Origin of the sequence: Vibrio sp. JC009, assembly GCF_029016485.1 — a bacterium.
Taxonomy (GTDB): Bacteria; Pseudomonadota; Gammaproteobacteria; order Enterobacterales; family Vibrionaceae; genus Vibrio.
The window spans coordinates 1,367,830-1,391,312 of the sequence record NZ_CP092107.1; the positions used below are offsets into that span (position 1 = coordinate 1,367,830).

A 23,483-nucleotide genomic window follows, 5' to 3' on the forward strand; every position below is an offset into this window, starting at 1 on the left:
GTCCGACTATAGGTAAATTTTCATGCTAGTTTCTACTCTTTTCCCGGTGGCCTTTCCTGCGCTTGCGCTCGCTCATTTTGTGGCACTGTTAAGTCCCGGCCAGGACTTCTTTCTTATTGTTGCCCACTCAATCCGCCACAGGCTTAAAGGCAGTCGCTATATCTGCCTGGGTGTTGCATTGGGAAATGCGGTTTATATTGCCGTTGCGATTCTGGGCTGGACCAGTATCCGGGATAACCCGGTGATCTTTTCTGTCGTTGAAGTTATGGGCGCCATTTATCTGCTGTGGATTGGTTCGCGGCTGTTGAAAAGTCAGAAGAGTGAAGGCATTCCAACTGCTGAACAGGCAAAAATTCCGTCTGTGACGAAACAGCTTTTGCTTGGCATCAACTCCGCGTTACTTAATCCGAAAAACGCTCTGTTTTACATGTCCCTGATGACGGTAATTTTGGGCAGCGAAGTGACGCTTACTCAGCAGATGGCTTGCGGAGTATGGATGTTTTTTGCGGTATTGCTGTGGGATCTTCTGGTTGCCGCTCTGATTGGACAGCCGAATGTACAGAGCTACCTTCAGCGCAGCATCCATATTATAGAACGGGGGGCCGGAGTGGTTCTGATTGTGTTTGGGGTGGGGCTTTTTGTTTAATGCGTTTGAAAACGAGAGACAGTGTCTCTCGAATTAAATTATATGGGTTATCGGATCCTGATAACCCATAATTTGTATACTTTGTCCTGTTCGGTTTGTAACGAAACAGGATTTTAGGCATCATCAGCAGTTACTTATCATATTGAACGCTACCCTCGTTTCTGAGCGTCAATTATGGATTATCACGCTTTGTTTTTTTGGAACCACTATGAATCGAGAGTTATTTAGAGCCCATCTTGCCGTATTAACGGCTGTTGTTGTCTGGGCGACATCCTTTATTGCCTTAAAAGTTGCTGTTGGTGAAGTTGCTCCTATGGTGGTGGTCTTTTTGCGGATGGCTGTTGGTTCACTGGCTTTTCTTGCCGCCTGGCCATGGATTCGTCACGGAATAAATTATCAGGCCGGGGACTGGAAACTATTGGGCGGTATGGCGCTGTTTGAGCCCTGCTTCTATTTTATTTTCGAGGCTCAGGCGATACGTTTTACCAGTGCCGGTCAGGCCGGAATGATAACGTCGATGTTGCCTTTAATGGTTGCTGTTGCCGCTTATTTTCTTTTAAAAGAGCGCAACACGCCACGCCAGTGGGCAGGACTTTTTATTGCGGTGATTGGCGTGGTATGGATGACACTTTCCGGAACAGAAAGTGAGCAGGCACCAAATCCGGTGTTAGGCAATTTGCTGGAGTTTGGAGCTATGGTGATGGCTGTGGGTTATACGCTGCTGATTAAGCATTTAATTCAGCGCTATTCGGCGTTTGTCTTAACCGCGATTCAGAGCTTTGTGGGTACGGTTTTCTTTTTACCGCTGGCACTGGCTTCTGGCTGGCCTGCTGATATTTCAGTCAGCGCTATTGGCAGCATTATCTATCTGGGGCTGGTCGTCTCTCTGGGCGGATACGGTCTGTACAACTATTCACTTTCCCATATTAAAGCCTCAACTTCGGCGGGCTATATTAATCTGATTCCCGCTTTTACCCTGGTCTTCTCCATGCTGCTGCTGGGTGAGCGTTTGGTTACAACTCAATGGATCGCGATTGGAATTATCTTCTTCGGGGTTATTTTAAGTCAGGATCGAGCGCCGCAAACACCGGAAGAGGTGGCTTCAGCTTAATTAATTTGTTTCGACTCAATAATTTTAATTGCTATTTGCTGCATACTATTGAAATATTTTTCAGTGGCTGTAAACACTATGCTTATAGAAGATCTTCAGGTTGTACTCAAGGTAGCCGAGCTCAACTCCATAACCCATGCTGCTGTTAAGCTTGATATCAGTACGCCAACAGCAAGCAACGCAATAAAAAGAGTGGAAAAAACGCTGGGTGTGGAGTTGTTTGTCCGCACCACCAGAAGTATCCGTCTGTCTAATGCCGGTGAAAGATACATCCGTAAGTGTGAAGAAGCTTTACATCTGTTAGAGCAGGCTAACAAGCAACTAAAAAACGATGAAGATGTGATTGATGGTGATCTCAGAATATCGGTTTCATCTGATCTTGGCAGGAATCTGGTTGCTCCCTGGTTAAATGAGTTTTTATCTGTTCATCCCGATCTGGGGGTACGCTTTTGTCTCAGCGACAGTGTAAAAGACTTTTATCAGGAGCCCATTGATGCGGCTCTGAGGTACATACCTGAAGGCTCACTTGATGAGTCCTATTTTTACGGAAATAAAGTATGCGATGTGCCCCATCTGCTTTGTGCCTCTCCTGAGTATCTGGAAAAACATGGCACACCTCAGAGCCCTGATGATTTGAGTGAGCACAATGGCCTGTTCTATCAGCTTTATGATGTGCCGCATGATGTCTGGATATTTGAGAAAGATAATAAGAAATATAAGGTTAAGATAAGCAGCAAACACTTAGCGAACGATGGTGATCTGGTAAGAAGGTGGTGTGTCGCCGGGCAGGGTCTGGCAATTAAATCGTGCCTTGATGTTTCTGACGAGCTATTGTCCGGGAAACTGGTTAATGTTATGCCCGACTTCAAGCCTGTTTCCACAGAATTATGGCTGGTTTCACCAAGCCGGCAATCCATAACACCCGCTGTTAAGTATTTTGGTGAAATGGTTAAAACAAAGTGCGGCAATATTATTACCGAGCTGCATGAAAAAGGTATGGTATAAAGTAAAGCGAAATAGCTCCGGCACTGGGAGCAGAGCTATTTCGCTTATTTGCTTTTAAGCAAATTCGTCTTTGCCTTCAATGAGTGCGTGGTGGCTGATAGAGCCTGCGCTACGAGCATTCAGATGAGGGACATACTCAGGATCGTTCATAAAATCAATTGCAGCCTGGCGAGAAGGCCACTCAATAATAATTCTCAGGCCGGGGTTAGCGCCTTCACCTTCCAAACGCTCATGAGATGGCGTACGGGCAAGGAACTTACCACCATAGCGGTTCGCCACTCTATTTGATGGTTCCAGATAGTCTGGGATCCAATCTTCGCTTGTAGGAGTAACTTCAAGTACTGAGTAATAGGTAGACATAATAGGTTCCTTGTTTAAGCCGGGATAAATTTCGTTGTGGTGGAGAAGTATAATTAGCCCGAGGAAATAGAAAACACAGCAAAATGAAAATGACTATTAAAAATATTTAAATAATCCTGACTATTAAATTTCTTTTAATAGTTTATTGAATTTTAAAGTGTGTGATGGATGAGTTTAGAGGAGTATTCTCTGCCGGAAATTAAACCAGACAATGAGAATATTTTGTTATGAAACAACCAAACGCAAATATCAGCCGCTTTCCCGTTCCTGAATTAGATAAGCTTCCGGAAGACTTAAAAGATGTCATGTTAACGGCTCAGGAAAAGATGGGCTTTATTCCCAATGTATATTCAGCATTAGCACATCGTCCGGGTGAGTTGCGTGGATTTCTGACTTATGTTCAGGCTCTTATGAACAAAGAAAGCGGCCTGACGGTTGCAGAAAAAGAAGCGATGATCCTTGCGTTCTCAGGTTATAACGGCTGTGTTTACTGCGTTCAGTCTCATGGTGCAAAACTAAGAGTCGACAGCGGAAATTCACAGGTATCTGATCAGGTTGCTATCAATTACCGTGAAGCTGACATCACACCACGTCAGAAGGCAATTATTGAGTTTGCCATGAAAGAGACTAAAACACCGGCAGAGATTGGTGAAGCTGATTTCGATGCTCTGAGAGAACACGGGCTGTCAGATGAAGATATCTGGGATGTTGCCGCTATCACGGCATTCTTCAACATGTCTAACCGTATGATGACCTTCCTTGCCGTACGCCCGGACGATGAGTTTTACATGATGGGTCGTAAATAAACCGCATTGTAGTAACAAGCATCGGTTCGTCTGTATTTAAAGCAAAAGCCCTCGATATTTATCGGGGGTTTTGTTTTTACAGAAATTATAAACTTGATGTGACAGGCTACTTTGGCTCCAGACTATTCCGCTATACTGAAGCTATCGGCTGAAATTTTGCGGGTACGCTTGGTATGCTGAAAACCGGCTTTAAGAAAATCATCTGTTATGCCTGCTCGTGTCTGGCTCTGCTTTGCGTTGACAGCTCTTATTCTGATTCATCTGATTTGCGAATTGACACCTTTGTCATGGCGGCGGGAAAAGACAAAAACGCTCCGGCAAGCATATTCAGACAGAAATTATATAAGGAGCTGTTTAGGAGGCTCGATGTTCCCTTAGTGTTTAACTGGGGGATTCCTATCAAAAGAATCTCAGAGCTTGCTGAATCAGGAAAGATAGATGGCCAGGTTGCCCGTGTCTATGAGTATCAGGATACATACCCCTCTCAGCTCAGGGTAAATGTACCCATTTATAAGCAAAGTTTTATCGCCTACACGCTTAAGTCCAGAAACATTGAGCTCTTCGACGGCTGGAGAGGTTTGCAGGATACGTCTTATTTTGTTGAATACAGGCGAGGCGTGTTATTTGCTCAATTACATTTGTCGGATGTTATCTCTTCAGAACGGCTGAGCACGGTTACAACAGTAGAGCAAGGTCTGATGAAGCTAAAAGCGAAAAGGACCGATGTTTTTATTCACGCCAACCTTACCGCATGGAAAGAGTTGAGCTCCCCTCAGTTTAAAGATTCCATCATATCCAGTGCAGTTATGAGCTCCGCCTACATGTACCCCTATGTTCATAAAAGACACAAGGCACTGATACCTCGTATGGAGAGTGTCTTGCTGTCTATGAAAAGCGAGGGGCTGATCAAAAAGTATTGCATGGAAGCGTTTGGAGTCTCTGCTGCGCAGCTGTGTGAAGATATGGATTAGAAGGCTGCACACATTCAGTTTAATACAAATTTAACACATGCTGTTTGGCTTAACACCAAAGTAACATTGAGTAACCACCCTGATTACATGTACGTTTTATCGAGCAGTTCATTATTTGACCTGGTTGGCATTAATACAATTTAACCATGAAATGTATTGAATTGGCATTGAGGCTGATTTATACAGGGGTTATTAGGATGATGGTTGCACCACAATGGTTGTAGCGTAGGAAAGTTGGGGTTTAATCTAATGAGTGTTGTTTACAAAATTGAAACTCATAGCAAAGAGTGTGCACGTCAGATATCGGATTATATATTAGAGCGTGATGGGTGTTGCCTGGTTCACGGGTGGGCGATTATTACCGATTACAGTTTTACCAGTCAGAAATCGCTTGATTTAATGCCTTTGATATCATCTATCACAGACGAAATGAGTGAATATGATATTCACCGTTTTGAGTTCGTTAAGAAAATAGCGGCGTAAACGATTTTCGGCACCAGGTTCAGTGGTGCCGAATGTGTATGATTACGGACTATTTTGCCAAAGGCGCAAACTCTTGCGCGAATGTGTCAAAGGTACGGGCTGGTCTGCCCAGTACATTTTCAACATCATTGGTTACATAGTCATAACCGCCCTGAGCGAACCAGTCCAGAATCTCTGCAAGGTGCACCGCAAGCCACTCATTCATACCGGCTGACTTCATCGCTTCTTCAGCGGCTTCTTTTGGTACCGGAATGTACTGAATCTCTTTTCCGGCTTCTTTTGACAGAATTTCAGCCTGCTCTGCGAAAGTCAGCCCCTGTGGACCTGAAAGCAGGTAAGTCTGACCTTTATGGCCTGGTTCTGTTAGTGCCGCTACAGCTACACCGGCTACGTCGCGAATATCGACAACGCTCTGCTTAGCATCGCGCAGTGGCAGGAAAAACTGTCCCATATTTTTGATGGTTTCCAGACTGCCAAACAGATTCTGGTAGAAAGAGTTTGGCTGGATCAGGGTGTAATTCAGACCTGATTCTTTCACCATCTCATCGGTAACAGCGTGCACGCGGATAATTTCAGAGCCTGCATCTTTTGCAGCGCCCATTCCTGATAGCTTAACCAGGTGCTTTGCGTTACTTGCTTTCATGGCTGCCAGCACATTTTCAACCCACTTCTGATTGTCCTGATGGGCAACCATAGCAAGGTAAACCGAAGAGATGCCTTCCATAGCGTGTGTCAGAGAATTGGTGTCATCAAAGTTACCAATACGAATCTGATCGTCCGTCAGGCCAAGAGGAGCTGCACTTTGCGCGCTTCTTACCATTACGCTGAAGTCTGCGCCTTTTTCTTTTAGCTGTCTTACCACTTCAGAGCCTGTATTACCTGTTGCACCTAGAACCAGAATAGTCATGTTTTCACCTGTCATCATTGGGTTGTTTGCGTTCTGTAGGGCTACTATAATTCATCCCATAATAAATGATTAGATAGCTGTTGTGGGTTTTACTTTCCCAAATAAGGGATAATGGTGCTGAGTATGAAAGAGTTTGAAGGGTTACCAATTTTTGCCAAAGTTGTGGAGCTGGAGAGCTTTGCCGAAGCAGCAAGGCAGCTTAATCTGCCCACGACGACAGTAAGCCGTAAAATACAACAACTTGAAGCCGAGCTGGGCGGGAAGCTTTTAAACCGCACGACCCGCTCACTTTCGCTGACCGAGCTTGGCGAGAGGATACTGCCTAAGGCGATGCTGATTCAGGACACCCTTAAGGAGCTGCAGACCGAGGCTGAAGAGTTTTCATCCGAGCCGGTAGGTAAGCTCACCATTTCTGCCCCACGGGCCTTCTGTCAGGATTTGCTTGCGCCGCTACTTGCCCGTTTCAGAAAACGTTATCCTGGAATTAAAATTGAGCTGGATGCCACCAACCGCATTCAGGATCTGACTAAGAGCAGTATGGATTTTGCGTTTCGTATTGGAGAACTGTCAGACTCTTCTCTGATAGCATTTCCGCTGACCAGAGTTGATTACGAGCTGGTGGCGAGCCGTGAGTGGGCAGAGCAGCACAACCGGATAACACACCCCAAAGCGCTTATTCACTACTCCACAATAAGAAACCACGTAGAAGGCTATATACTTCCCTGGCATTTCAGCAAAGGTGATGAAAGCTACCTGCATCAGGCAGAAGCCGACCTGCTTTCCGACGATTTATATGTATCGCTCATGTATGCCAGAAGTGGTATAGGCCTGGGCTATCTGCCTGTCTCTCTGACAAAGGAGTACCTGCAAACCGGTGAGCTTGTCCCCCTGCTGCCGGAATGGAATAAGCAGGCCCCAACGGCATATCTTGTTTATCCCAACCGGACACACCTTCCTCAGAAGTCGAAGCTATTTATTGAATTTATTAAGGACAACCAGGGCTATTTTTGTGAAAAGCTGACATAGGGGGAAGCTTTGTTCACGGATGGGCGATTATTAAAAAATACTTAAAAGTATTTTCATCTCAGGCTATATTATCATTTAATGCTTAATAAAATATCTTATTTCCGTTCGCTTTTCATAGAAAAGAATGTTACTTAACTTAATCGAAGGAAATAAGAAAATGAGTCAATCAAAAGCAATTAGCCGTTTCCCAGTGCCAGCATTTGAAGAACTACCACAGGATTTACAAGATACATTTTTAGGTTTTAAAGAAAAACTAGGCTTTACACCAAACTTTATGAAAGCACTTGCTCACAGACCAGAAGAGCTAAGAGGTTTTCTAACCTATTATAATGCTCTTGTGGCAAAAGAGAGTGATACGCTAACGGCTGCTGAAAAAGAGATGGCAATCGTTGCACACTCAAGCTACAACGGCTGTAGCTACTGTGTACAATCGCACGGTGCAGTATTAAGAGTTGTGACTGAAAACCCACAAATTGCTGATCAGGTTGCTGTGAACTACCACGAAGCGGACATCACTGCCAGAGAGAAAGCGATCATTGATTTTTCTATGAAACTAACAACAGATTCTAGAAAAGTTGATGAAAATGACTATAAAGCTCTGGAAGAACACGGCCTGACCAGAGAGGACATTTGGGACCTTGCAGGTGTTGTGGGAATCTTTAACTTCTCAAACAGAATGATGAATTTCTTAGCTGTGAGACCTGATGACGAATTTTACTCAATGGGTCGTTAATTAAAATCAAAAAAAAAGATTACAAAATAAGTTGATAACAATAGCCTGCCATAACTGGTAGGCTTGATTCTTGCCCTATACAAACAAGGATATAATAATGGCTAATATTACTGTCGTGGCTTCAATTACAGCAAAAACTGACAAAGTTGATTTTGTTAAAGAAGAATTGCTAAAACTGCATCAGGCAACACACGCTAACGATGAAGGCTGTATTCAGTACGACTTGCATTTTAACAACGAAAATCCGGCTCACTTCGTTGTGTTTGAGATCTGGGAATCTGCTGAACTGCTGCAAAAACATGCTGAAGCAAAACACTTCCAGGATTTTGTTGCTGCAACTGACGGCGCATGTGAAGCCTTAATTGTTGACCAGCTAACACGCTTCGCTTGATAGACATAGAAGTTTTCAAAATAGCCCCGGCTTGCTAATTAGTGAGCCGGGGCTGTTTTTTTGTTTATTAAGAAAAAGCCAAAAGACAATTTTGATTTATATCTATAATCCTTTTGGGTTAATGAGAGTATTATTATAGCCTGGTTTTATGGTAAGCAGTCATGGCGGGGATTATGTTGGTTAAGCACGCAACACCTGAAATAGAAGAATCGTGGGAAAGATGTATTCAGCAATATAAGCTTGATACCGGCCAGCCACTTCTTCCGCCTCGTCTGACTGATACTGAAATTCGCCAGGCCAGACAGGAGTTTGATGAAGCCTTTCATATGGCAGCTCCCATCTTTGACAGATTAGTCGGAGCGGCGGAAAAGTCCCATCAGCGAATCCATACCACCGATATCAACGGTATAGTACTGCAAGAGTTTTCTGATTCAGACCGCAGTTACCGGATCAGAAAAGAAGAGCTGGATCTTGGCAGTGTGCTGAAAGAAGAGCAGGTTGGCACCAATGGTGTCGGAACCTGCCTTGCCACCGGTGACGGAATTACCATTTACGGAAAAGATCATTTCAATACCGCCTATCAGGGGCTTGTTTGCTCGTGCACTCCGCTTATCTCTCCTTTTGGTGAAGTTGCCGGTACGCTCAGCGTCTCTTCTCATACCGGTCTGGGTAACTCAGAACACGCAAGGATGCTGAAGCTGGCGAATGATGCTGCCACTGAGATAGAAGCGGCTATTTTCCGCAGTACCTTTAACCGCTATCATCTGCTGAATCTGGTGCACCAGAGTCACAGGCAAAGTGGGCAGTCAAATTCAATGATTGCCGTTAACGATTCTGGCTGGATAGTCGGAGTGACTTCTCCGGCCTTACCATTGCTAGGCGTATCACAGCGAAATGAACTTATTGGTCAGAGTCTTGCGTCTGTGCTGGGCTACTCTCTGGAAGATGTTTACAGAAGCCGCAGGCTTCTTCTTCAGAGTGAGGGCTGGTTTATTTCTCTTGAGAGTAAAACCAGCTCACCTGCTGCAAACCGTCCGTCAATAAAGCCAAAGCCGCAAAACTCGCCTCTCTACCAGGCCGCAGGCAGTGATTCTCACCTGAAACGAAATGCCGATATTTGCCACAGAGTCATCAATAAGAAGATCAATATTCTTCTGATGGGTGAAACCGGTACAGGTAAAGAGGTCTGGGCAAGAGCCATCCATGACAGCAGTGACCGAAGCCGTAATCCGTTTGTCACGCTTAACTGCGCCGCTATTCCGGAATCTCTGATTGAGAGTGAACTGTTTGGTTACAGCAGCGGCACTTTCACCGGCGGCCTGAAAAAAGGCAAAGTGGGTAAGATTGAAGCCAGTAACGGAGGCACTCTGTTTCTGGATGAAATTGGTGATATGCCACTGACGTTGCAGGCAAGACTGCTGCGTGTTCTGGCTGAAGGCGAGGTTACCCCTCTGGGCCAGCTTGAGCCGGTTAAGATTGATCTGAATGTTATCTGCGCAACTCACAGAAACCTGATGGATAAAGTTGAAGATGGCAGCTTCCGGGAAGATCTTTACTACCGGATCAGCGGTGTAAACCTGACGCTTTCGGCATTGCGTGAGCGTTCAGACCGGATTGATGTGATTAAAAAGGTGCTGGATGTTGTCAGCAACAGCGACGATGTTTCCATTGATGAGCATGCAATGGCAATGCTCAACAAATATCACTGGCCGGGAAATATCCGCCAGTTGAAAAACGTGCTGCACTTTGCCAACAGTATGCGAAATGGCAAGAAAATCCGAATTACCGACCTGCCTGAAGAAGTGTTCCCTGTCACTTCTGAGCAGAAGATGATCCTTCCGGTGAATCACTTTCAGCCAGAATCAGGTTCGGTTGATGATGAAAGAGAGGTGATTCTGAATGCGCTTGAAGAGCACCGCTGGGTTGTGCTCCGGGCTGCTGAGGCTCTGGGTATCAGCCGTTCCACTCTCCACCGTAAAATTAAGATGTATGATCTCAAAGCATGAGTTTAGAGAAGGTCAAAAATTTTTAAAAAAGGCGGTCGCAAATTGCAGACCGCCTCAATTTATCTAATCAGTTTACCTATTAACGGAAAACCATACCACCATCCATGATAACTGACTGACCTGTCATAAAGTCACTGTCCGGACCTGAAAGGTAAGCAACCAGAGAAGCAACATCTTCTGGAGTCTGAGGGCGGCCAAGTGCAGCACCTGCAGCGAAGTTCTTGAAGGTATCGCCTTCGCCCGCACCAGTTTCACCAGCAAAGTCCTGATCCAGTTTTTCCCAAAGCGGAGTTGCAACCACGCCTGGGCAGTATGCGTTTACTGTAATGCCGTCAGCAGCCAGCTCTTTTGCTGAAGACTGAGTCAGTGCACGTACCGCAAATTTTGTTGCACAGTATGCACCAAGCATCGGGAAGCCGTCGTGACCTGCGATAGAAGATGCGTTGATGATCTTGCCTTTAGTGCCGTTCTTCTTGAACATTTCAGCCGCAGCCTGAGTACCCCAAAGTACGCCGTTAATGTTAACAGCCTGGATGAAGTTAAGCTCTTCTTCAGTGATATCCAGAATGCCGTGTGGAGCACCAGCGATACCTGCGTTGTTGATCATAATATCAAGTCCGCCCAGCTCTTTTGCTGCGTGTTCTACCGCTGCAAATACCTGATCGCGCTTACTAACGTCAGCAACAAAGCTTGTTACTTTAGCGCCTTGTTCAGCAAGAGCTGCAGCAGCTGTTGCTACACCGTCAGCATCAAAGTCAACCATAGCAACCGCAGCACCATCAGCGATAAGGCGCTTAGTTACTTCAAGGCCGATACCAGCTGCAGCACCCGTTACCAGTGCAACTTTTCCATTTATAGACATAGGAATTTCCTCTTTCGGATTTTAATAAAATAAATATTTAAGAAACTGGTAGCTATAGAGCAAGGGGTGTGCCAGATATCCAAAAGGAGTGGTAAATAGAGGAATATTCTTATTTTACAGGTAGTTAGTGTGATTTGTTTGTTGTGGTAATTCGGGGTGATGGTTTGGATGTGTAGCAGAGAAAATCTGCCTGATACAGAGTGTAGTGCTGGTGTGCGACAGTGTGTCGCAGGTGATTAATTCAAAGCTTACCGGAGCCCTAAATGCAGTCATCCCGGAAATAGCGAAGCCATTATCCGGGATCTACTGTCTGCGCGCTGTAGAGTCAGCAATAAACCTTTCTTCTACAACGCGCTTTAATCAGATTCCTGTCTTCACAGGAATGACGATCTATTCAGCTTTTATAGAAAATGTCGATTACAGAACTTCAATCACATCTTCAGCTGCAAGACGAGCTTTCGGCAGACCGTAGTTAAAGTCTTCGCCTTCTTTGTGGTAGCCCATTGCAAGTGCTACTTCACAAACGTGACCGTCAAGCTCTGCTTTGAATGCTTCACCGATAAGCTCAGCGTCGATACCTTCCATCGGAGTAGAAGCGATACCAAGACGAGCTAATGTGTGCAGGATGTTACCAAGCGCAAGGTAAACCTGAGCCTTAGTCCAGCCGCCGTTGTAGCCGTTTTCATCTGTGTTTGCATCAGCAAATGCATATGCACCCATAAACATGTCGTACATGTCAGCAGGAAGGTGGCCAGAGCTAACTTCTGCGTCAACACGCTTAGAGAACTTCTCTTTAGTGAAGTTAGGATCGTAGGCAAAAAGAATGGTGTGCGACGCTTCTTTTGCATGCGGCTGGTTAAACTGATGCTTGTTTGCATAAGTGTCGTGGAAACGCTGCTTAGCTTCATCACTTTCAACGATGATAAATTTCCATGGCTGAGAGTTGATAGAAGACGCTGAAAGACGCAGAGCTTCTTTAATTACTTCCATATCTTCTGCTGAGATACGCTTAGTTTCGTCATATTTTTTAGCAGTGTAGCGACTGTTCAGGTCTTTAATGATTTGATGAGACACGGTTTTCTCCAGATCTTTACTAATTTAATAATTTGAGCGTTTATCATCCCAGCACCAGCCAGGCCTGAATAGACTAACAGCTTTAGCTGAGATGATTGATAGCCGATCAACTAAAAGAGTTTCAATAAAATATTGATAATCTTTCTGCTGCTTATTTTTGTCTGTCTGATTTACAAAAAATAAACAAAACTTTATGAATACCCTGATTTTTCTTCTATTCTCAATCATTAGGGAAAGCTGAATTTTTAATTATTACAAGTAAAGGATTGAGGAGCCGGCTTATGAAAGGAATTGTATTTACCGAGTTTATTGAAATGGTGGAAGAGCTATTTTCTCCCGATATTGCTGATGAAATAATTATGGAGAGCGATCTTCCATCTGACGGAATTTATACCTCGGTTGCCACTTATGATCACCACGAAATGCTCACACTGGTGACTAAGTTAAGTGAGAAGACAGGCCTTCCGGTTGCTGAACTGGTGCGCAGTTATGGTAAGCACCTGCTTGGCCGCTTTGTTGTGCTCTATCCGGACTTTTTTGCCAAAGTTGACGGCACATTCTCCTTTCTGGATACCATTGAAAATCATGTTCACGTTGAAGTCCGCAAGCTCTATACGGATGTTGAGCTACCCACTTTTGAAACCAGTCGTGATGAAAACGGCAATATGGTGATGCATTACAGCTCCAGCCGTCCCTTTGCTGATCTTGCTGAAGGCTTGATAAAGGGTGTTATCGACCACTTCGGTGAAGAGATACAGCTGACACGGGAAGATGTTGAAGGCAGTAATGGCAGTGAAGCATTTTTCACGCTCACAATGAGGCAGGTATGAGCAAAGAGATAGAGCTACTGGAGCGACGGTTACAACGAGAAAAGGCGGCCCGTAAAGCCGCTGAAGGATTGCTTGAGACGAAAAGCCGGGAGCTCTATCAAACGAATGAGCAACTGAAAGAGCTGGCGGCCGGTCTGGAGGATGAGGTTGCCAGACGTACTGAAGATCTGGTCTTGTCCATGCAAAGAGCAGAGGTGGCCAACAAAACCAAATCAGAATTTCTGGCCAATATGAGCCATGAAATCCGTACACCTATGAATGCCATTGTGGGCATGAGCTACCTTGCCCTGCAGACAGATCTTACTAACAAGCAGCGCAACTATATTGAAAAAACGCACCTTGCCGCAGAAAGTCTGCTGGGCATTGTGAACGATATTCTCGATTTCTCCAAAATCGAAGCCGGTAAGATGGAGCTTGAGTCCCGCGGCTTCTATATCAACGACCTACTGGAAAGCCTGGCTGCGGTGATTACCCATAAAGCCAGCGAAAAGAACCTGGAACTGGAGTTTGATGTGGATGAAAGGGCGCAGGACCAGCTTATCGGGGATCCCATGCGTCTGAATCAGGTTCTGCTGAATCTGGTTAACAATGCCATTAAGTTTACCGATGGAGGTTCGGTAGTCGTTTCGGTTATTGTGGTTGATGACAACGAGAAGAACCAGCTGTTGCACTTTAGCGTAAAGGACACAGGAATCGGTATTGAACCGGATGCACTGGAAAAGCTGTTTGAGTCCTTCCGGCAGGCTGATGCATCCATTACCCGTCAGTATGGTGGTACCGGCCTTGGCCTGACTATCTGTAAAAATCTGGTCGATTTGATGGATGGCTCTATCAATGTAGACAGCGAGCCCGGTGTCGGCAGTGATTTTCATTTTACGATTTATATGGACAAGGTTGAGGGGGCGGTCAACGAAAGCAGGCAGATCCAGTTGCCGGAAAGCTCCGTTCTGGTCATCGATGCCAGCAACAGATGCAATGCCATTACCTGCCGTTACCTGAAAAAATTTGGACTGAATGTGACATGTTCTTGTTCGGCAGAGATGGCATATAGCTATCTGGATAAGAACCCGCAACCAGATTTTCTGGTGATAGATGGTAGTGCGGATGATAAAAATGGTCTACAGCTGGCCTCTACTCTGATTAATAAATATCAGGTCAGTGAATCAAAGATCCTTATTATGACTGCACTTGAACTCGGCGTATTTAAGAAGCAGCTCGTATTGGCCGGTCTGGATATCGAACATGTCCTGACAAAGCCGTTTACACCCATTGAGCTAAAACGGGTGATGAGTCAGCTTGCAGGCGTGGCCACTCAGGGAAGCGGGATACAGACCCGTGGTGGTGATCTGGAAGTCTTTGCCAGTAAGCTGAGGGAGAAGAAGCTCCTGCTTGCTGAAGATAATGAGATTAACCAGGAGCTGACAATCGATATGCTGCTCCATTACGGCATTCAGCTTGATATTGCGAACAACGGTCAGGAAGCGCTGGAGATGCTGGAGGGCGGGCAGTATGACGGAGTACTGATGGATTGTCAGATGCCGGTGATGGATGGTTACACCGCCACCAGAGAAATCCGTGCCAACCCGGCTCTTAGCCATCTGCCGGTTATCGCAATGACGGCTAATGCGACAATGGAAGACGTTAACCATTCCATTGAAGCCGGTATGAATGCCCATATTTCCAAGCCAACCATGATCAATGAACTGATGGAGACGCTTGCGCGCTGGGTAGGAAGCAGTGACCCGGAACAAGTTGCAGAACCAGACTCATCATTTGCGGTAAATCAGCACGCGGTCCATGTGGCCGCATCTGCCAAACAGGGCATTCCACTGGATATTACCCTCGGTCTGCGGGCGGTCAACGGTAAAGTGAGTACTTACCGCAAGATCACAGGGCAGTTCAGACAAAACTACCGGGACTTCAGTCAACAGGTCACCCTGCTTATAGAAAGCGGCGAGCAGGAAGCTGCGGCACTTCTGGTTCATACTGTGAAGGGACTGGCTGCCACTATTGGTGCTGCACCCTTAAGCGGCGCTTTGAGAGAGCTGGAAAAACCACTTAAAGCCGGAGAGTTAAAACTGGCAGGCTCAATGATGAGAGATATTCAGATTAAAGCTGAGATCCTGTTTGAATATATGAGAACAAACCTGCCCGGAACGGATGAACCTGAGACGGGAAATGCACAGGCTGACGTTGCCCGTCCAGACAGGGTGAACGTGGATCAGCTGATTTACTATCTGGACGATTACGCCGCAGAAGCTGAGGCATGTGTTGATGAGTTACTCAAGCAGTGCGGACATCCTGAACAGTTAAAAGTGCTAAAGGATATTCGCAGTCTGATCGAGGTTTATCAGTACGATAAAGCGAAAGCGCTGCTTGAGAAGATGGAAGCCGCGAAATAAGTCATAGAAAGCGATTTCGGGATTGATTAAGCCATTATATTCAGTTAGAAATACGGTATCAGTTTATTCTAAAAAAATTATGGGGGCTTGTATGGAGCATCTTATCAGAGAAATGGACATGCAAATGGTCGCCAGGCTAAGAGTGAGTGGTGAGCAATTTGTGGAGCTGTATAACTCAGGAGAGGCCATTTTACTCGATATCCGTTATGCCAGCGAAACCAGTGTCTGGGGTTTCCCTGTTGCTTTAGAGATTCCGATTAACGAGCTGCCTGACCGCCTGTCGGAAATACCTAAGGACAAAATCATTATCTGTGCCTGCCCGCAAGATTTCCGCTCTAATATCGCGTGTCAGTACTTAAACAGTATTGGTTTTAATGCAAAAGTACTTGTGGGTGGTTTACTGGAGCTGACCGACCTGCTCAGGGGCGGTGCCGCCAGTAAGCTTGAGCTCTAGCCTGATGCCTATGGAAGCGGAAGATAAATCTGGCCTCGCCCACGACTCCATATTGACCGGGGAATTGCTGTTTCAGAAGAGCATCACTCCTATGATGATCGTGGACAGCGGCCGGGTAATTATCAAAGCTAACCAGCAGTTCTGTGAACTGTTCGGCTATACCCTTGAGGAAGTAACCGGCAGGAAGACCAGCGTTCTCACCCCGTCTGATGCCCATTTTCAGCAGTACTCGGAAGCGTTTGAAAAGACGCTGGAGGGTTCTGTGGAAAGCAGTGAGTTACTGTATAAGAAAAGTGATGGAACGCTGTTCTGGGTGAAACTTACCGGTATTCCGCTTGAAACAGAGCTGGGCAGTTTTGTGCTCTGGTCCTTTGACGATATCACGGCAGAAGTTGATGCAAGAGAGAAGCTAAAACGAAGCCATAAAGAGCTGGAAGCTATCTTCGAGCGGACAAATGTTGGCTTAATGTATGTTGTTGATGGTGTTATCCAGAAGGTCAACAGCACCATGCTTTCCATCCTTGGTGAAGAGAAAAACATTCAGAACCTTGATATCGAATCGGTTCTGGGGTGTTTTGGTACCTGTAAGCAGGAAAGCAGCAAAAAGATTAAAAGATTTCAGAAAAAAAATGGTGACAGCATTCTGACTGAGCGGGAAATCGTAAAAATCGATGAAGGCTGCTATCTTATTGTTTTTTCAGATATTACAGTGCATATCCAGGAAAAGGAAAATCTCACTAAGCTGGCTGAGACTGATGGCCTGACAAAGATATATAACCGGCGTGCTTTTACCGATATTGCCCGGCAGGTTATCAAAGAAAATAAGACTGAATCCGTCTCTTTTGTGATGCTGGATATCGACTATTTTAAACAGGTCAATGATACCTGGGGTCACGATATTGGCGATGATGTGCTTGTTGAACTGACCATGCTGACTCAAAAGCTGCTGCGCAGGGGTGAAATTATCGGCAGGGTCGGCGGAGAGGAGTTTGCCATTCTGCTGTTTTTAGATAAGAAAGAGGCTGCGATTGTTTGTGAACGCATCAGGCAGGCAGTTGAGGAGAATGAATTTACCAAAGAAAAGCTGAAGATCACCGTCAGTATGGGAATGGTCAACAGCACCGATCTCAGTACCTCTGATTTTGATGCTGTGTATAAAGCCGCTGACCTGAAACTGTATGAGGCGAAACGAATTGGCCGGAACAGGCTGGTTTACTAATCTGGCTACTCCAATGGAATCATGTGGCTACTTTTAATTTCTTTAACGGAAACATTGGAGTGTACAGCACTGACTCCTTTTACACGTCTTAGCCGGCTTATACACTCGTAGTATTCGTCCAGATCTCTGGCTATTACCTGCACAATATAGTCGGCCCCACCTGCTATGCAGTGGCACAGGGGGATCCAGTCTGTTTTGGATACAAACTCCTCGAAATAGTCCGTATTTTCTATCTCGTGACTTCCAAGTGTCACCAGGGTGAAACCAACCATGCTGAACCCTAGTTTTTTGCGATTGAGTACCGCTGTATATTCGCTGATGTAATCTGCTTCTTCTAATCTTTTCCAGCGTCGCCAGCATGGTGTTTCGCTCAAATTTACCTTTTCGGAAAGTTTGCTGTTGCTAATTCGTCCATCCTTCTGGATGTGTCTGAGCATTGACAGATCTGTGTCATCAAGTGCCTCATGGGCATTTTCTTTCTTATTTGTGCTGTTCATGGAAATATCCTTTCAATATATGGGTCAATCATAACGCATAAAGCAAGGTTCTTCCTTCCCGTTTTTATAAACTATTCGTGTTATCTAATTTAACTGCTCAGAGAGATGGACTCTGACAGGAGTGACTTAATGTTTATGGACCCTCAGGTTTTCGTGGCCTTTTTAGTATTTTCAGTATCTATGTCGATAACGCCAGGTGCAGGTAACCTTACGTTACTGGGGATCTCCAACCGGTATGGCTTTTTCGCGGCACTGCCCTTTGTTGCAGGTACTGCTCTGGGTGTGCTGGTCGTGTTTGTTGGGTCGAGTGCCGGACTATACAGCGTATTAGCCTCAAGCCCCGAATTATATTTAGCGTTAAAGTACGGAGGCGCGGCTTACCTGCTGTATATCGCATGGGGAATAGCGAGGCTGGAAATAGATGAAAAGCAAACAGCAGACCGCGCAGCGGGCGTTACATCAGGTGCCTTAATTCAGATTTTAAATCCCAAAGCATGGATTGCCGCAATGACAGTATTTTCCCAGTTCATGAATGTATCAGAGAATTACCTGCTGCAAGTTGGAATGATTGTCATCATTTTTGTACTGATTACGATATTGTGCACCTCGGTATGGGCCTATTTTGGTGCTGCACTAAAGCATGCACTGAAGTCCTCACATCAAATGCTTATCGTCAATCGCTGCCTGGGGATCACCTTAGCATCCACCGTTGTGTATATGCTAAATCAGACGAATTTATGAATACCTTGATGATGTTTGTCTGCTTTATCTGGCATTCAGTCTATTATCAAAAATTACTTGAAAATGATTCCAATGTTAGGCTATTTATGACGAAATATGCCAGCGCTATGATGGATCCCGTTGTTACAGAGAACTAACCGAGGAATAAACAATGGCGAAACTGACAATCGTTGCGAACATCGTGGCAAATGAAGACAAAATTGAACTGGTAAAAGCAGAATTGCTTAAGCTTATCGATATCACGCGTGCTGAAGAAGGCTGCATCAACTATGACCTGCATCAGGACAATGAGAACCCGGCTCACTTCCTGTTTTATGAAAACTGGGAGTCACGTGAACTGTGGCAAACTCACATGGGTAACCAGCATCTGCAAGACTACATGGCAGCGACGGAAGGCGCAGTGGAAAGCTTCACTCTTAATGAGATGACACAGATAGCGTAAATAACTTATAGTGACAGACGGTCGCTGTATCTGATTAAAAGCAAAGGGCTGACTTGCAATACCAATCCCTGAACAGCTAATTACTGGGATTGGTATTATAGTCGGCCCTTTTGAGTTTGTTATGTTGAACTGGGGGAGTTGGGATGCTGCTTGAAGATTTACAGGTTGTACTTAAAGTTGCTGAGTTTCGCAGTATTACCGCTGCTGCAACGGCTCTGGATATGCGAACGGCAACAGCCAGTGCTGCGGTAAAACGTGTCGAGGCGACGCTTGGCTCTGAGTTATTTGTCCGTACTACCCGCCAGCTCAGATTATCCGGTGCAGGGGAGCGCTATTTGCCTGAGTGTGAGAAGGCAATCCAGATGCTTGAGCGGGCAAAGCAGAATATGCGCGATGATCAGGATGCGATTGATGGTGAAATTCGGATTGCGCTTTCTTCTGATTTGGGTCGGAATCTGGTTGTGCCCTGGTTTGATGAGTTTATAGCGGCTAATCCCAGAGTGACGCTGAGAAGCCATATCAGCGACAGTAATATCGATTTCTACCGCGATTCCGTTGATATGGCGCTTCGCTACGGCTCTCCAACCGATTCAAATATGTACGGGTTTAAAATATGCGATGTGCCCCGTTTGCTGTGTGCCACTCCTGAGTATCTGGAAAAGCACGGCACTCCCGGTCAGCCAAATGATCTGTTGTCGCATAATGCGCTTCTCTACCAACTGCATGATACCCTGCAGGACACATGGAAATTCTCCGACGGAAAGCAGGATTACAAAATAAAGCTGAAGGGTAACCGGGCTTCGAATGATGGTGATTTGGTCAGACGCTGGTGCGCCTCGGGACACGGACTGGCGATCAAGTCTTGTCTGGATATGTCGTCGGATCTGCTATCAGGTACAGTGATAAATGTGATGCCGGAGTATAGGCCAAGCTCAACTGAACTTTGGTTAATTTGCCCCAGCAGACAGTCAATTACACCCAGTGTGAGGCAACTGAGGGATCTTTTCAGAGAGAAAACGGAAAGCATTTTGAATCAAATGTCTGCTAAAGGAATTCTGGATTAACTTGAGTCTGGTATGCGTTCCCCCGGAGACCGTGGGAACGAGGTTAATTATTGATAAATCAGAGATAATTCAGTGAAAAACCGGAGAAGGTTGCAATGGTCGGCTGTTGCACAGAGCCGCTGAAGGTATACAGCATCACTCCCTGTTCGCTGCCGGGAAGGGCTTGCACCGTTCCCATGGAGTGCCAGCTATCTTCACTCGGTATCTGATACAGCGCTGTAACCTGATCATCCTGCTTTTCCAGTTTCAGAGTGACATCGCTCTCAGGGTAGTCAATAAGATGATTGACCTGAGGGTAGCCATCCTGCTCTGTAACAAAGACCAGAGACAAGCGGCCGTTAAACATCTCTTTGCTGATCTTAATATAGTTGTTTTTATCCCAGAAGACCCCCAGACCGCCTTGCTCAAAGGCTTTTTGCGGTATCAGATTAATCTCTACCTGTGCGGAATAGCGATTTTTTTCCACCGGGTGAACGAAGATATTGTCTACCTCTGCGTCGCTACCCCAGATATTTCCCTCTGATACCTGAATTTTTAATGCCTTGTCATCAGACTGCCAGTGAACAGGGTTGTTATTGAGTATGTTCCAGTTTTTCATGTTATTCATCTCGTTTTTCTCCTGTTAAATCATACGCTGGCGCAGCTGATAGAAAATGTGTTCGAACTCACCCAGAGCTTCATCCTGGATTCTAGTCAGTTCACGCTGAACAGAATCAAAGGAGAGGCGGTTATTCATATCATCAAGCCTGGTGTAGTAGTGAATTCTGCGGCCAAGAACAAAGTTAAACTGATCATTTCTGTCCATGGATAAGAAGCGATCCATGGTGGAAATAAAGCGCTTTTTATCCTGCGGAAGACGGCCATTTAACTCCATCAGCAGGTTTATAGAGTGATAGTTACCGTAATTGCTGTCAATACCGTCCAGCAGGCTGATAAGTTTTTTCTGCTCCTCAACCATCTCAACTTCGGTTAACGGGGTAAAGCTGCCGTTTTGCACCATATCGTCTAAATCCGTTCCCGGTTTTACGGCAAGTGACAGAACCCGGATTTCATCAGGGTTAATCTGATTAAGCAGATTTGCCGTTTCAGTGATATGTTGCTCCGAAAGCTCTTTCCCGCCTAACCCAATAATGATGAAAGTCATCATTTTCATGCCTGCCTGCTTGGCGTATTCGGCAGATTTCAGGATGGATTTTGGCGTGATGCCCTTTTTCATCTTTTTAAGCACATCTAGTGAACCTGATTCCATACCGCAGTAGAGCATATTCAGCCCGGCATCGCAGATGGCTTTCATCTCTTCAGGGGATTTTTTAGTCATGCTCTGAGCGCGGCCGTAGGAGCTTATCTGCTTTAGATCCGGAAATGCTTCTTTAAGCGTTTTCAGTACGTCCAGCAGGTCAGCGGTTTCCATGGCAAAGGAATCGCCATCCTGAAGAAAGCAGCTGTCAAATTTCCGGTTTTTGTAGAAAGCCTTTGCTGCCCAGATATCGTTTTTTATCTCTTCAACAGGGCGAACAGAAAACGCCATTCCCCGAAACAGGGTACAAAAGCTGCACTTATTCCAGGGACACCCTTGTGTTGTTCTGATAAGCAGGCTGTCTGCTTCTGAAGGCGGGCGAATTGGCCCTTGCTGAAAGTGAATCTGTGACATAAACAGTTATCCGGGAAGTTAGGTTGTTTAATGTAATTGTACGGAATACAGGCTTTTTGAAAAACGCCACACTGTTTGAATAATTATCAAAAATTATTTGATAATTACATGCTCTTCAAAATCCCCACCTTCGTGTTGCCATCCGAGTGGGGGGACTCTTATACAGAAATATTAAAGTAGTCAGAGAATGGTTCTCCCCCTTGAGTGAAAAAGCCTAACTGGTTGATAATGCTAATAGAAGGGGGAGTTAGAGGGGGTTGATTATACAATAATTTAACTAAATCGTAGAATCTTAAACCTCTAAGAAACAACCCCTCCCAACCTCCCCTTCGATGTTACTTCTTCGAAAATCCGCCCTTTCGAGGCTAAGGGGAGGGGTTTTCTTTGACTCCTTGAACTTGTGCTGCAACTTTTACCAGGCAAATGTCTCAATCACGTTTTTCTTGGTGATAGGGTTGTATGCTATCTGCTTGTTTACGTTATTCAGGAATGGTTCCTTAGCCTGAGGCCAGACACCACGCATCGGTGATATATTGTTTCCGTGGTCACCCCAGTAGTAGCAGTGAAAGTCTTCCATGTTTTCAAGAAGGTATTTTTCTTCTTCCAGCAGTTGCAGAGGAGTAGGCAGTACAAACTCACCTCGCTGAACCTCTCTTTCCAATTCACTGCCAGGCTGGATAGCCAGAGCCATTGGTGCAATCGCATCAGGACGCAGGATATTCAGAAGGCTGGTGGTGCCTTCAATATGCTCTTTCGAGCGCTCTTTGCCACCAAGGCCAAAGATAAATGAAGCTAACACTTTTATATCGGCTTCTCTTGCCATTTCCATGCCTTCGATGGCGTGCTCGCGGGTCATACGCTTTTTAATACGCTCGAGCACGATTGGATCACCGGATTCAAGACCGGTATAGGCGATGTCCAGACCGGCTGATTTAATCTCTTTCAACTCATCAACGCTCTTGCGGCGGAAATCGTTAAAGCCTGAATAAAGCGCGATATTTTCGATTTCCGGGAAAGTCATTTTGATCTTATCCAAAACGGCAATCAGCATTTCAGTCCGGATAGCCATAACATTACCGTCGATCAAAAAGATAGACTTTACATGTGGATAGATGATTCTTGCTTCTTCGATATCCTTAAAAACATCTTCAATATCCCTTACCTTAAAGCGCTTATCATCGAACATGGTGCAGAAGGTACACTGGTTGTTGCTGCAACCCAGAGTCGTCTGAATAAGAACACTTTCTGCCTCCATCCACGGACGATAAATTTTACCTTCGTAATGCATATTAAGCTCCTCAGCCTTGTTTGATTTTTATGCGTTGAAGTGTATCAGCGGGGTTGTGGGTTGATAATTGGGGCAAAGGTGGAATCAGTTTTAAAGAAAACTAAAGAATAATCTGCGGGCAAAAATAAAGGGCTGACGCATGGCGTCAGCCCTTTCAGCAAGTTTTGTCATTATGCTTTTGCCTGAAGCAATCGCTGGTACAGCGAGTCTTTCAGTACAGATCTGTCATGCTTCATCTGGTGCATGGATTGATCAATAACCGGCGAGCCATTCAGTTCAAGGTTACGGATTTCTTCATCCAGTGAGTTGTATTTTCTTGTGTCGTTAGCAAATACGTTATCGCTTTCAACCAGTTTAGCGATCAGTTCTTTGAATTCAGGGAACTCATTAAGTAGAGAGTGGTTTTCGCCTAGCATAAAATCCTCGCTTATATGTTCGTTGATTTAAAAAATGATTTCACTAAAGTCAGTTTAACAGTCTGACTCTTCGCGATAACCAGCCGGATAACGAAAAC

General features: G+C 45.3%; 26 protein-coding genes. 17 read left to right on the forward strand and 9 right to left on the reverse strand.

Annotated elements, in window-relative coordinates; all coding sequences use genetic code 11:
* Positions 1 to 22 precede the first annotated feature (22 nt).
* The 3 genes from L3Q72_RS21035 to L3Q72_RS21045 all read left to right on the forward strand — a co-directional run bounded on the left by L3Q72_RS21035 (position 23) and on the right by L3Q72_RS21045 (position 2,762).
* Complete coding sequence (locus L3Q72_RS21035) at positions 23 to 646, forward strand: LysE family transporter (protein WP_275132513.1); 624 nt, start codon at positions 23 to 25, stop codon at positions 644 to 646.
* Between the two features lie 208 nt (positions 647 to 854).
* Positions 855 to 1,757, forward strand: coding sequence for a DMT family transporter (locus L3Q72_RS21040; protein WP_275132514.1), 903 nt, complete (start codon positions 855 to 857; stop codon positions 1,755 to 1,757).
* Positions 1,758 to 1,835: 78 nt separating this feature from the next.
* Positions 1,836 to 2,762, forward strand: coding sequence for a LysR family transcriptional regulator (locus tag L3Q72_RS21045; RefSeq protein ID WP_275132516.1), 927 nt, complete (start codon positions 1,836 to 1,838; stop codon positions 2,760 to 2,762).
* Positions 2,763 to 2,816: 54 nt separating this feature from the next.
* Here the strand turns inward: L3Q72_RS21045 and L3Q72_RS21050 are convergent, their stop codons facing one another.
* The gene (locus L3Q72_RS21050; RefSeq protein WP_275132517.1) at positions 2,817 to 3,122 is read right to left on the reverse strand and encodes a DUF1330 domain-containing protein; all 306 of its coding nucleotides are present in this window, start codon (positions 3,120 to 3,122) and stop codon (positions 2,817 to 2,819) included.
* A 227-nt stretch (positions 3,123 to 3,349) separates the two neighbouring features.
* Between L3Q72_RS21050 and L3Q72_RS21055 the strand changes: the two genes are divergently transcribed.
* The 3 genes from L3Q72_RS21055 (at position 3,350) to L3Q72_RS21065 (ending at position 5,382) form a co-directional block, all read left to right on the forward strand.
* Positions 3,350 to 3,928 (forward strand): peroxidase-related enzyme, encoded by a 579-nt coding sequence (locus L3Q72_RS21055; RefSeq protein ID WP_275132518.1) that lies wholly within the window; start codon positions 3,350 to 3,352, stop codon positions 3,926 to 3,928.
* A gap of 173 nt (positions 3,929 to 4,101) precedes the next feature.
* Positions 4,102 to 4,899 (forward strand): hypothetical protein, encoded by a 798-nt coding sequence (locus L3Q72_RS21060; protein WP_275132519.1) that lies wholly within the window; start codon positions 4,102 to 4,104, stop codon positions 4,897 to 4,899.
* A gap of 249 nt (positions 4,900 to 5,148) precedes the next feature.
* Entirely contained in the window at positions 5,149 to 5,382 is a 234-nt protein-coding gene (locus L3Q72_RS21065) for a hypothetical protein (protein ID WP_275132520.1), read from the forward strand.
* Positions 5,383 to 5,431: 49 nt separating this feature from the next.
* Here the strand turns inward: L3Q72_RS21065 and L3Q72_RS21070 are convergent, their stop codons facing one another.
* Entirely contained in the window at positions 5,432 to 6,289 is an 858-nt protein-coding gene (locus tag L3Q72_RS21070) for an SDR family oxidoreductase (RefSeq protein WP_275132521.1), read from the reverse strand.
* 123 nt (positions 6,290 to 6,412) lie between these two features.
* Between L3Q72_RS21070 and L3Q72_RS21075 the strand changes: the two genes are divergently transcribed.
* The 4 genes from L3Q72_RS21075 (at position 6,413) to L3Q72_RS21090 (ending at position 10,445) form a co-directional block, all read left to right on the forward strand.
* A complete protein-coding gene (locus L3Q72_RS21075; RefSeq protein WP_275132522.1) occupies positions 6,413 to 7,315 on the forward strand; it encodes a LysR family transcriptional regulator in 903 nt (300 codons plus the stop codon).
* Between the two features lie 157 nt (positions 7,316 to 7,472).
* Positions 7,473 to 8,048, forward strand: a complete 576-nt coding sequence (locus L3Q72_RS21080; RefSeq protein ID WP_275132523.1) for a peroxidase-related enzyme — start codon at positions 7,473 to 7,475, stop codon at positions 8,046 to 8,048.
* Positions 8,049 to 8,145: 97 nt separating this feature from the next.
* Complete coding sequence (locus tag L3Q72_RS21085) at positions 8,146 to 8,439, forward strand: putative quinol monooxygenase (protein ID WP_275132524.1); 294 nt, start codon at positions 8,146 to 8,148, stop codon at positions 8,437 to 8,439.
* Between the two features lie 173 nt (positions 8,440 to 8,612).
* Positions 8,613 to 10,445 carry a sigma-54-dependent Fis family transcriptional regulator gene (locus L3Q72_RS21090; protein ID WP_275132525.1) on the forward strand — a complete coding sequence of 611 codons (1,833 nt, stop codon included), beginning with the start codon at positions 8,613 to 8,615 and terminating at the stop codon, positions 10,443 to 10,445.
* Positions 10,446 to 10,524: 79 nt separating this feature from the next.
* On the opposite strand, the gene L3Q72_RS21095 is transcribed toward L3Q72_RS21090, so the two are convergent.
* Both L3Q72_RS21095 and L3Q72_RS21100 read right to left on the reverse strand, forming a co-directional pair.
* On the reverse strand, positions 10,525 to 11,307 hold the full coding sequence (locus L3Q72_RS21095) for an acetoin reductase (RefSeq protein ID WP_275132526.1): 783 nt from the start codon (positions 11,305 to 11,307) through the stop codon (positions 10,525 to 10,527).
* A gap of 417 nt (positions 11,308 to 11,724) precedes the next feature.
* On the reverse strand, positions 11,725 to 12,381 hold the full coding sequence (locus tag L3Q72_RS21100) for a nitroreductase family protein (protein ID WP_275132527.1): 657 nt from the start codon (positions 12,379 to 12,381) through the stop codon (positions 11,725 to 11,727).
* A gap of 281 nt (positions 12,382 to 12,662) precedes the next feature.
* Between L3Q72_RS21100 and L3Q72_RS21105 the strand changes: the two genes are divergently transcribed.
* The 4 genes from L3Q72_RS21105 to L3Q72_RS21120 all read left to right on the forward strand — a co-directional run bounded on the left by L3Q72_RS21105 (position 12,663) and on the right by L3Q72_RS21120 (position 17,286).
* Positions 12,663 to 13,211 carry a heme NO-binding domain-containing protein gene (locus L3Q72_RS21105; RefSeq protein WP_275132528.1) on the forward strand — a complete coding sequence of 183 codons (549 nt, stop codon included), beginning with the start codon at positions 12,663 to 12,665 and terminating at the stop codon, positions 13,209 to 13,211.
* Entirely contained in the window at positions 13,208 to 15,613 is a 2,406-nt protein-coding gene (locus L3Q72_RS21110; RefSeq protein WP_275132529.1) for a hybrid sensor histidine kinase/response regulator, read from the forward strand. Before L3Q72_RS21105 ends, L3Q72_RS21110 begins: the two co-directional genes overlap by 4 nt.
* 91 nt (positions 15,614 to 15,704) lie before the next feature.
* The gene (locus tag L3Q72_RS21115) at positions 15,705 to 16,067 is read left to right on the forward strand and encodes a rhodanese-like domain-containing protein (RefSeq protein ID WP_275132530.1); all 363 of its coding nucleotides are present in this window, start codon (positions 15,705 to 15,707) and stop codon (positions 16,065 to 16,067) included.
* Positions 16,057 to 17,286 carry a diguanylate cyclase gene (locus L3Q72_RS21120; protein ID WP_275132531.1) on the forward strand — a complete coding sequence of 410 codons (1,230 nt, stop codon included), beginning with the start codon at positions 16,057 to 16,059 and terminating at the stop codon, positions 17,284 to 17,286. The genes L3Q72_RS21115 and L3Q72_RS21120 overlap by 11 nt, the downstream gene beginning before the upstream one ends.
* A gap of 5 nt (positions 17,287 to 17,291) precedes the next feature.
* On the opposite strand, the gene L3Q72_RS21125 is transcribed toward L3Q72_RS21120, so the two are convergent.
* Complete coding sequence (locus L3Q72_RS21125; RefSeq protein ID WP_275132532.1) at positions 17,292 to 17,783, reverse strand: Lrp/AsnC family transcriptional regulator; 492 nt, start codon at positions 17,781 to 17,783, stop codon at positions 17,292 to 17,294.
* A 135-nt stretch (positions 17,784 to 17,918) separates the two neighbouring features.
* Between L3Q72_RS21125 and L3Q72_RS21130 the strand changes: the two genes are divergently transcribed.
* The 3 genes from L3Q72_RS21130 to L3Q72_RS21140 all read left to right on the forward strand — a co-directional run bounded on the left by L3Q72_RS21130 (position 17,919) and on the right by L3Q72_RS21140 (position 20,030).
* Positions 17,919 to 18,524 carry a LysE family translocator gene (locus L3Q72_RS21130; RefSeq protein WP_342752181.1) on the forward strand — a complete coding sequence of 202 codons (606 nt, stop codon included), beginning with the start codon at positions 17,919 to 17,921 and terminating at the stop codon, positions 18,522 to 18,524.
* Positions 18,525 to 18,675: 151 nt separating this feature from the next.
* Entirely contained in the window at positions 18,676 to 18,966 is a 291-nt protein-coding gene (locus L3Q72_RS21135; protein WP_275132534.1) for a putative quinol monooxygenase, read from the forward strand.
* A gap of 143 nt (positions 18,967 to 19,109) precedes the next feature.
* Entirely contained in the window at positions 19,110 to 20,030 is a 921-nt protein-coding gene (locus L3Q72_RS21140) for a LysR family transcriptional regulator (RefSeq protein WP_275132535.1), read from the forward strand.
* 58 nt (positions 20,031 to 20,088) lie between these two features.
* On the opposite strand, the gene L3Q72_RS21145 is transcribed toward L3Q72_RS21140, so the two are convergent.
* The 4 genes from L3Q72_RS21145 to L3Q72_RS21160 form a co-directional block, all read right to left on the reverse strand.
* Positions 20,089 to 20,637: a DUF1349 domain-containing protein gene (locus L3Q72_RS21145; protein WP_275132536.1), complete on the reverse strand. Its 549-nt coding sequence runs from the start codon at positions 20,635 to 20,637 to the stop codon at positions 20,089 to 20,091.
* 15 nt (positions 20,638 to 20,652) lie between these two features.
* Complete coding sequence (locus tag L3Q72_RS21150) at positions 20,653 to 21,681, reverse strand: radical SAM protein (RefSeq protein WP_275132537.1); 1,029 nt, start codon at positions 21,679 to 21,681, stop codon at positions 20,653 to 20,655.
* A gap of 412 nt (positions 21,682 to 22,093) precedes the next feature.
* Positions 22,094 to 22,969, reverse strand: a complete 876-nt coding sequence (locus L3Q72_RS21155) for a radical SAM protein (protein ID WP_275132538.1) — start codon at positions 22,967 to 22,969, stop codon at positions 22,094 to 22,096.
* Between the two features lie 170 nt (positions 22,970 to 23,139).
* The gene (locus L3Q72_RS21160) at positions 23,140 to 23,385 is read right to left on the reverse strand and encodes a YdcH family protein (RefSeq protein WP_275132539.1); all 246 of its coding nucleotides are present in this window, start codon (positions 23,383 to 23,385) and stop codon (positions 23,140 to 23,142) included.
* Positions 23,386 to 23,483: the final 98 nt, after the last annotated feature.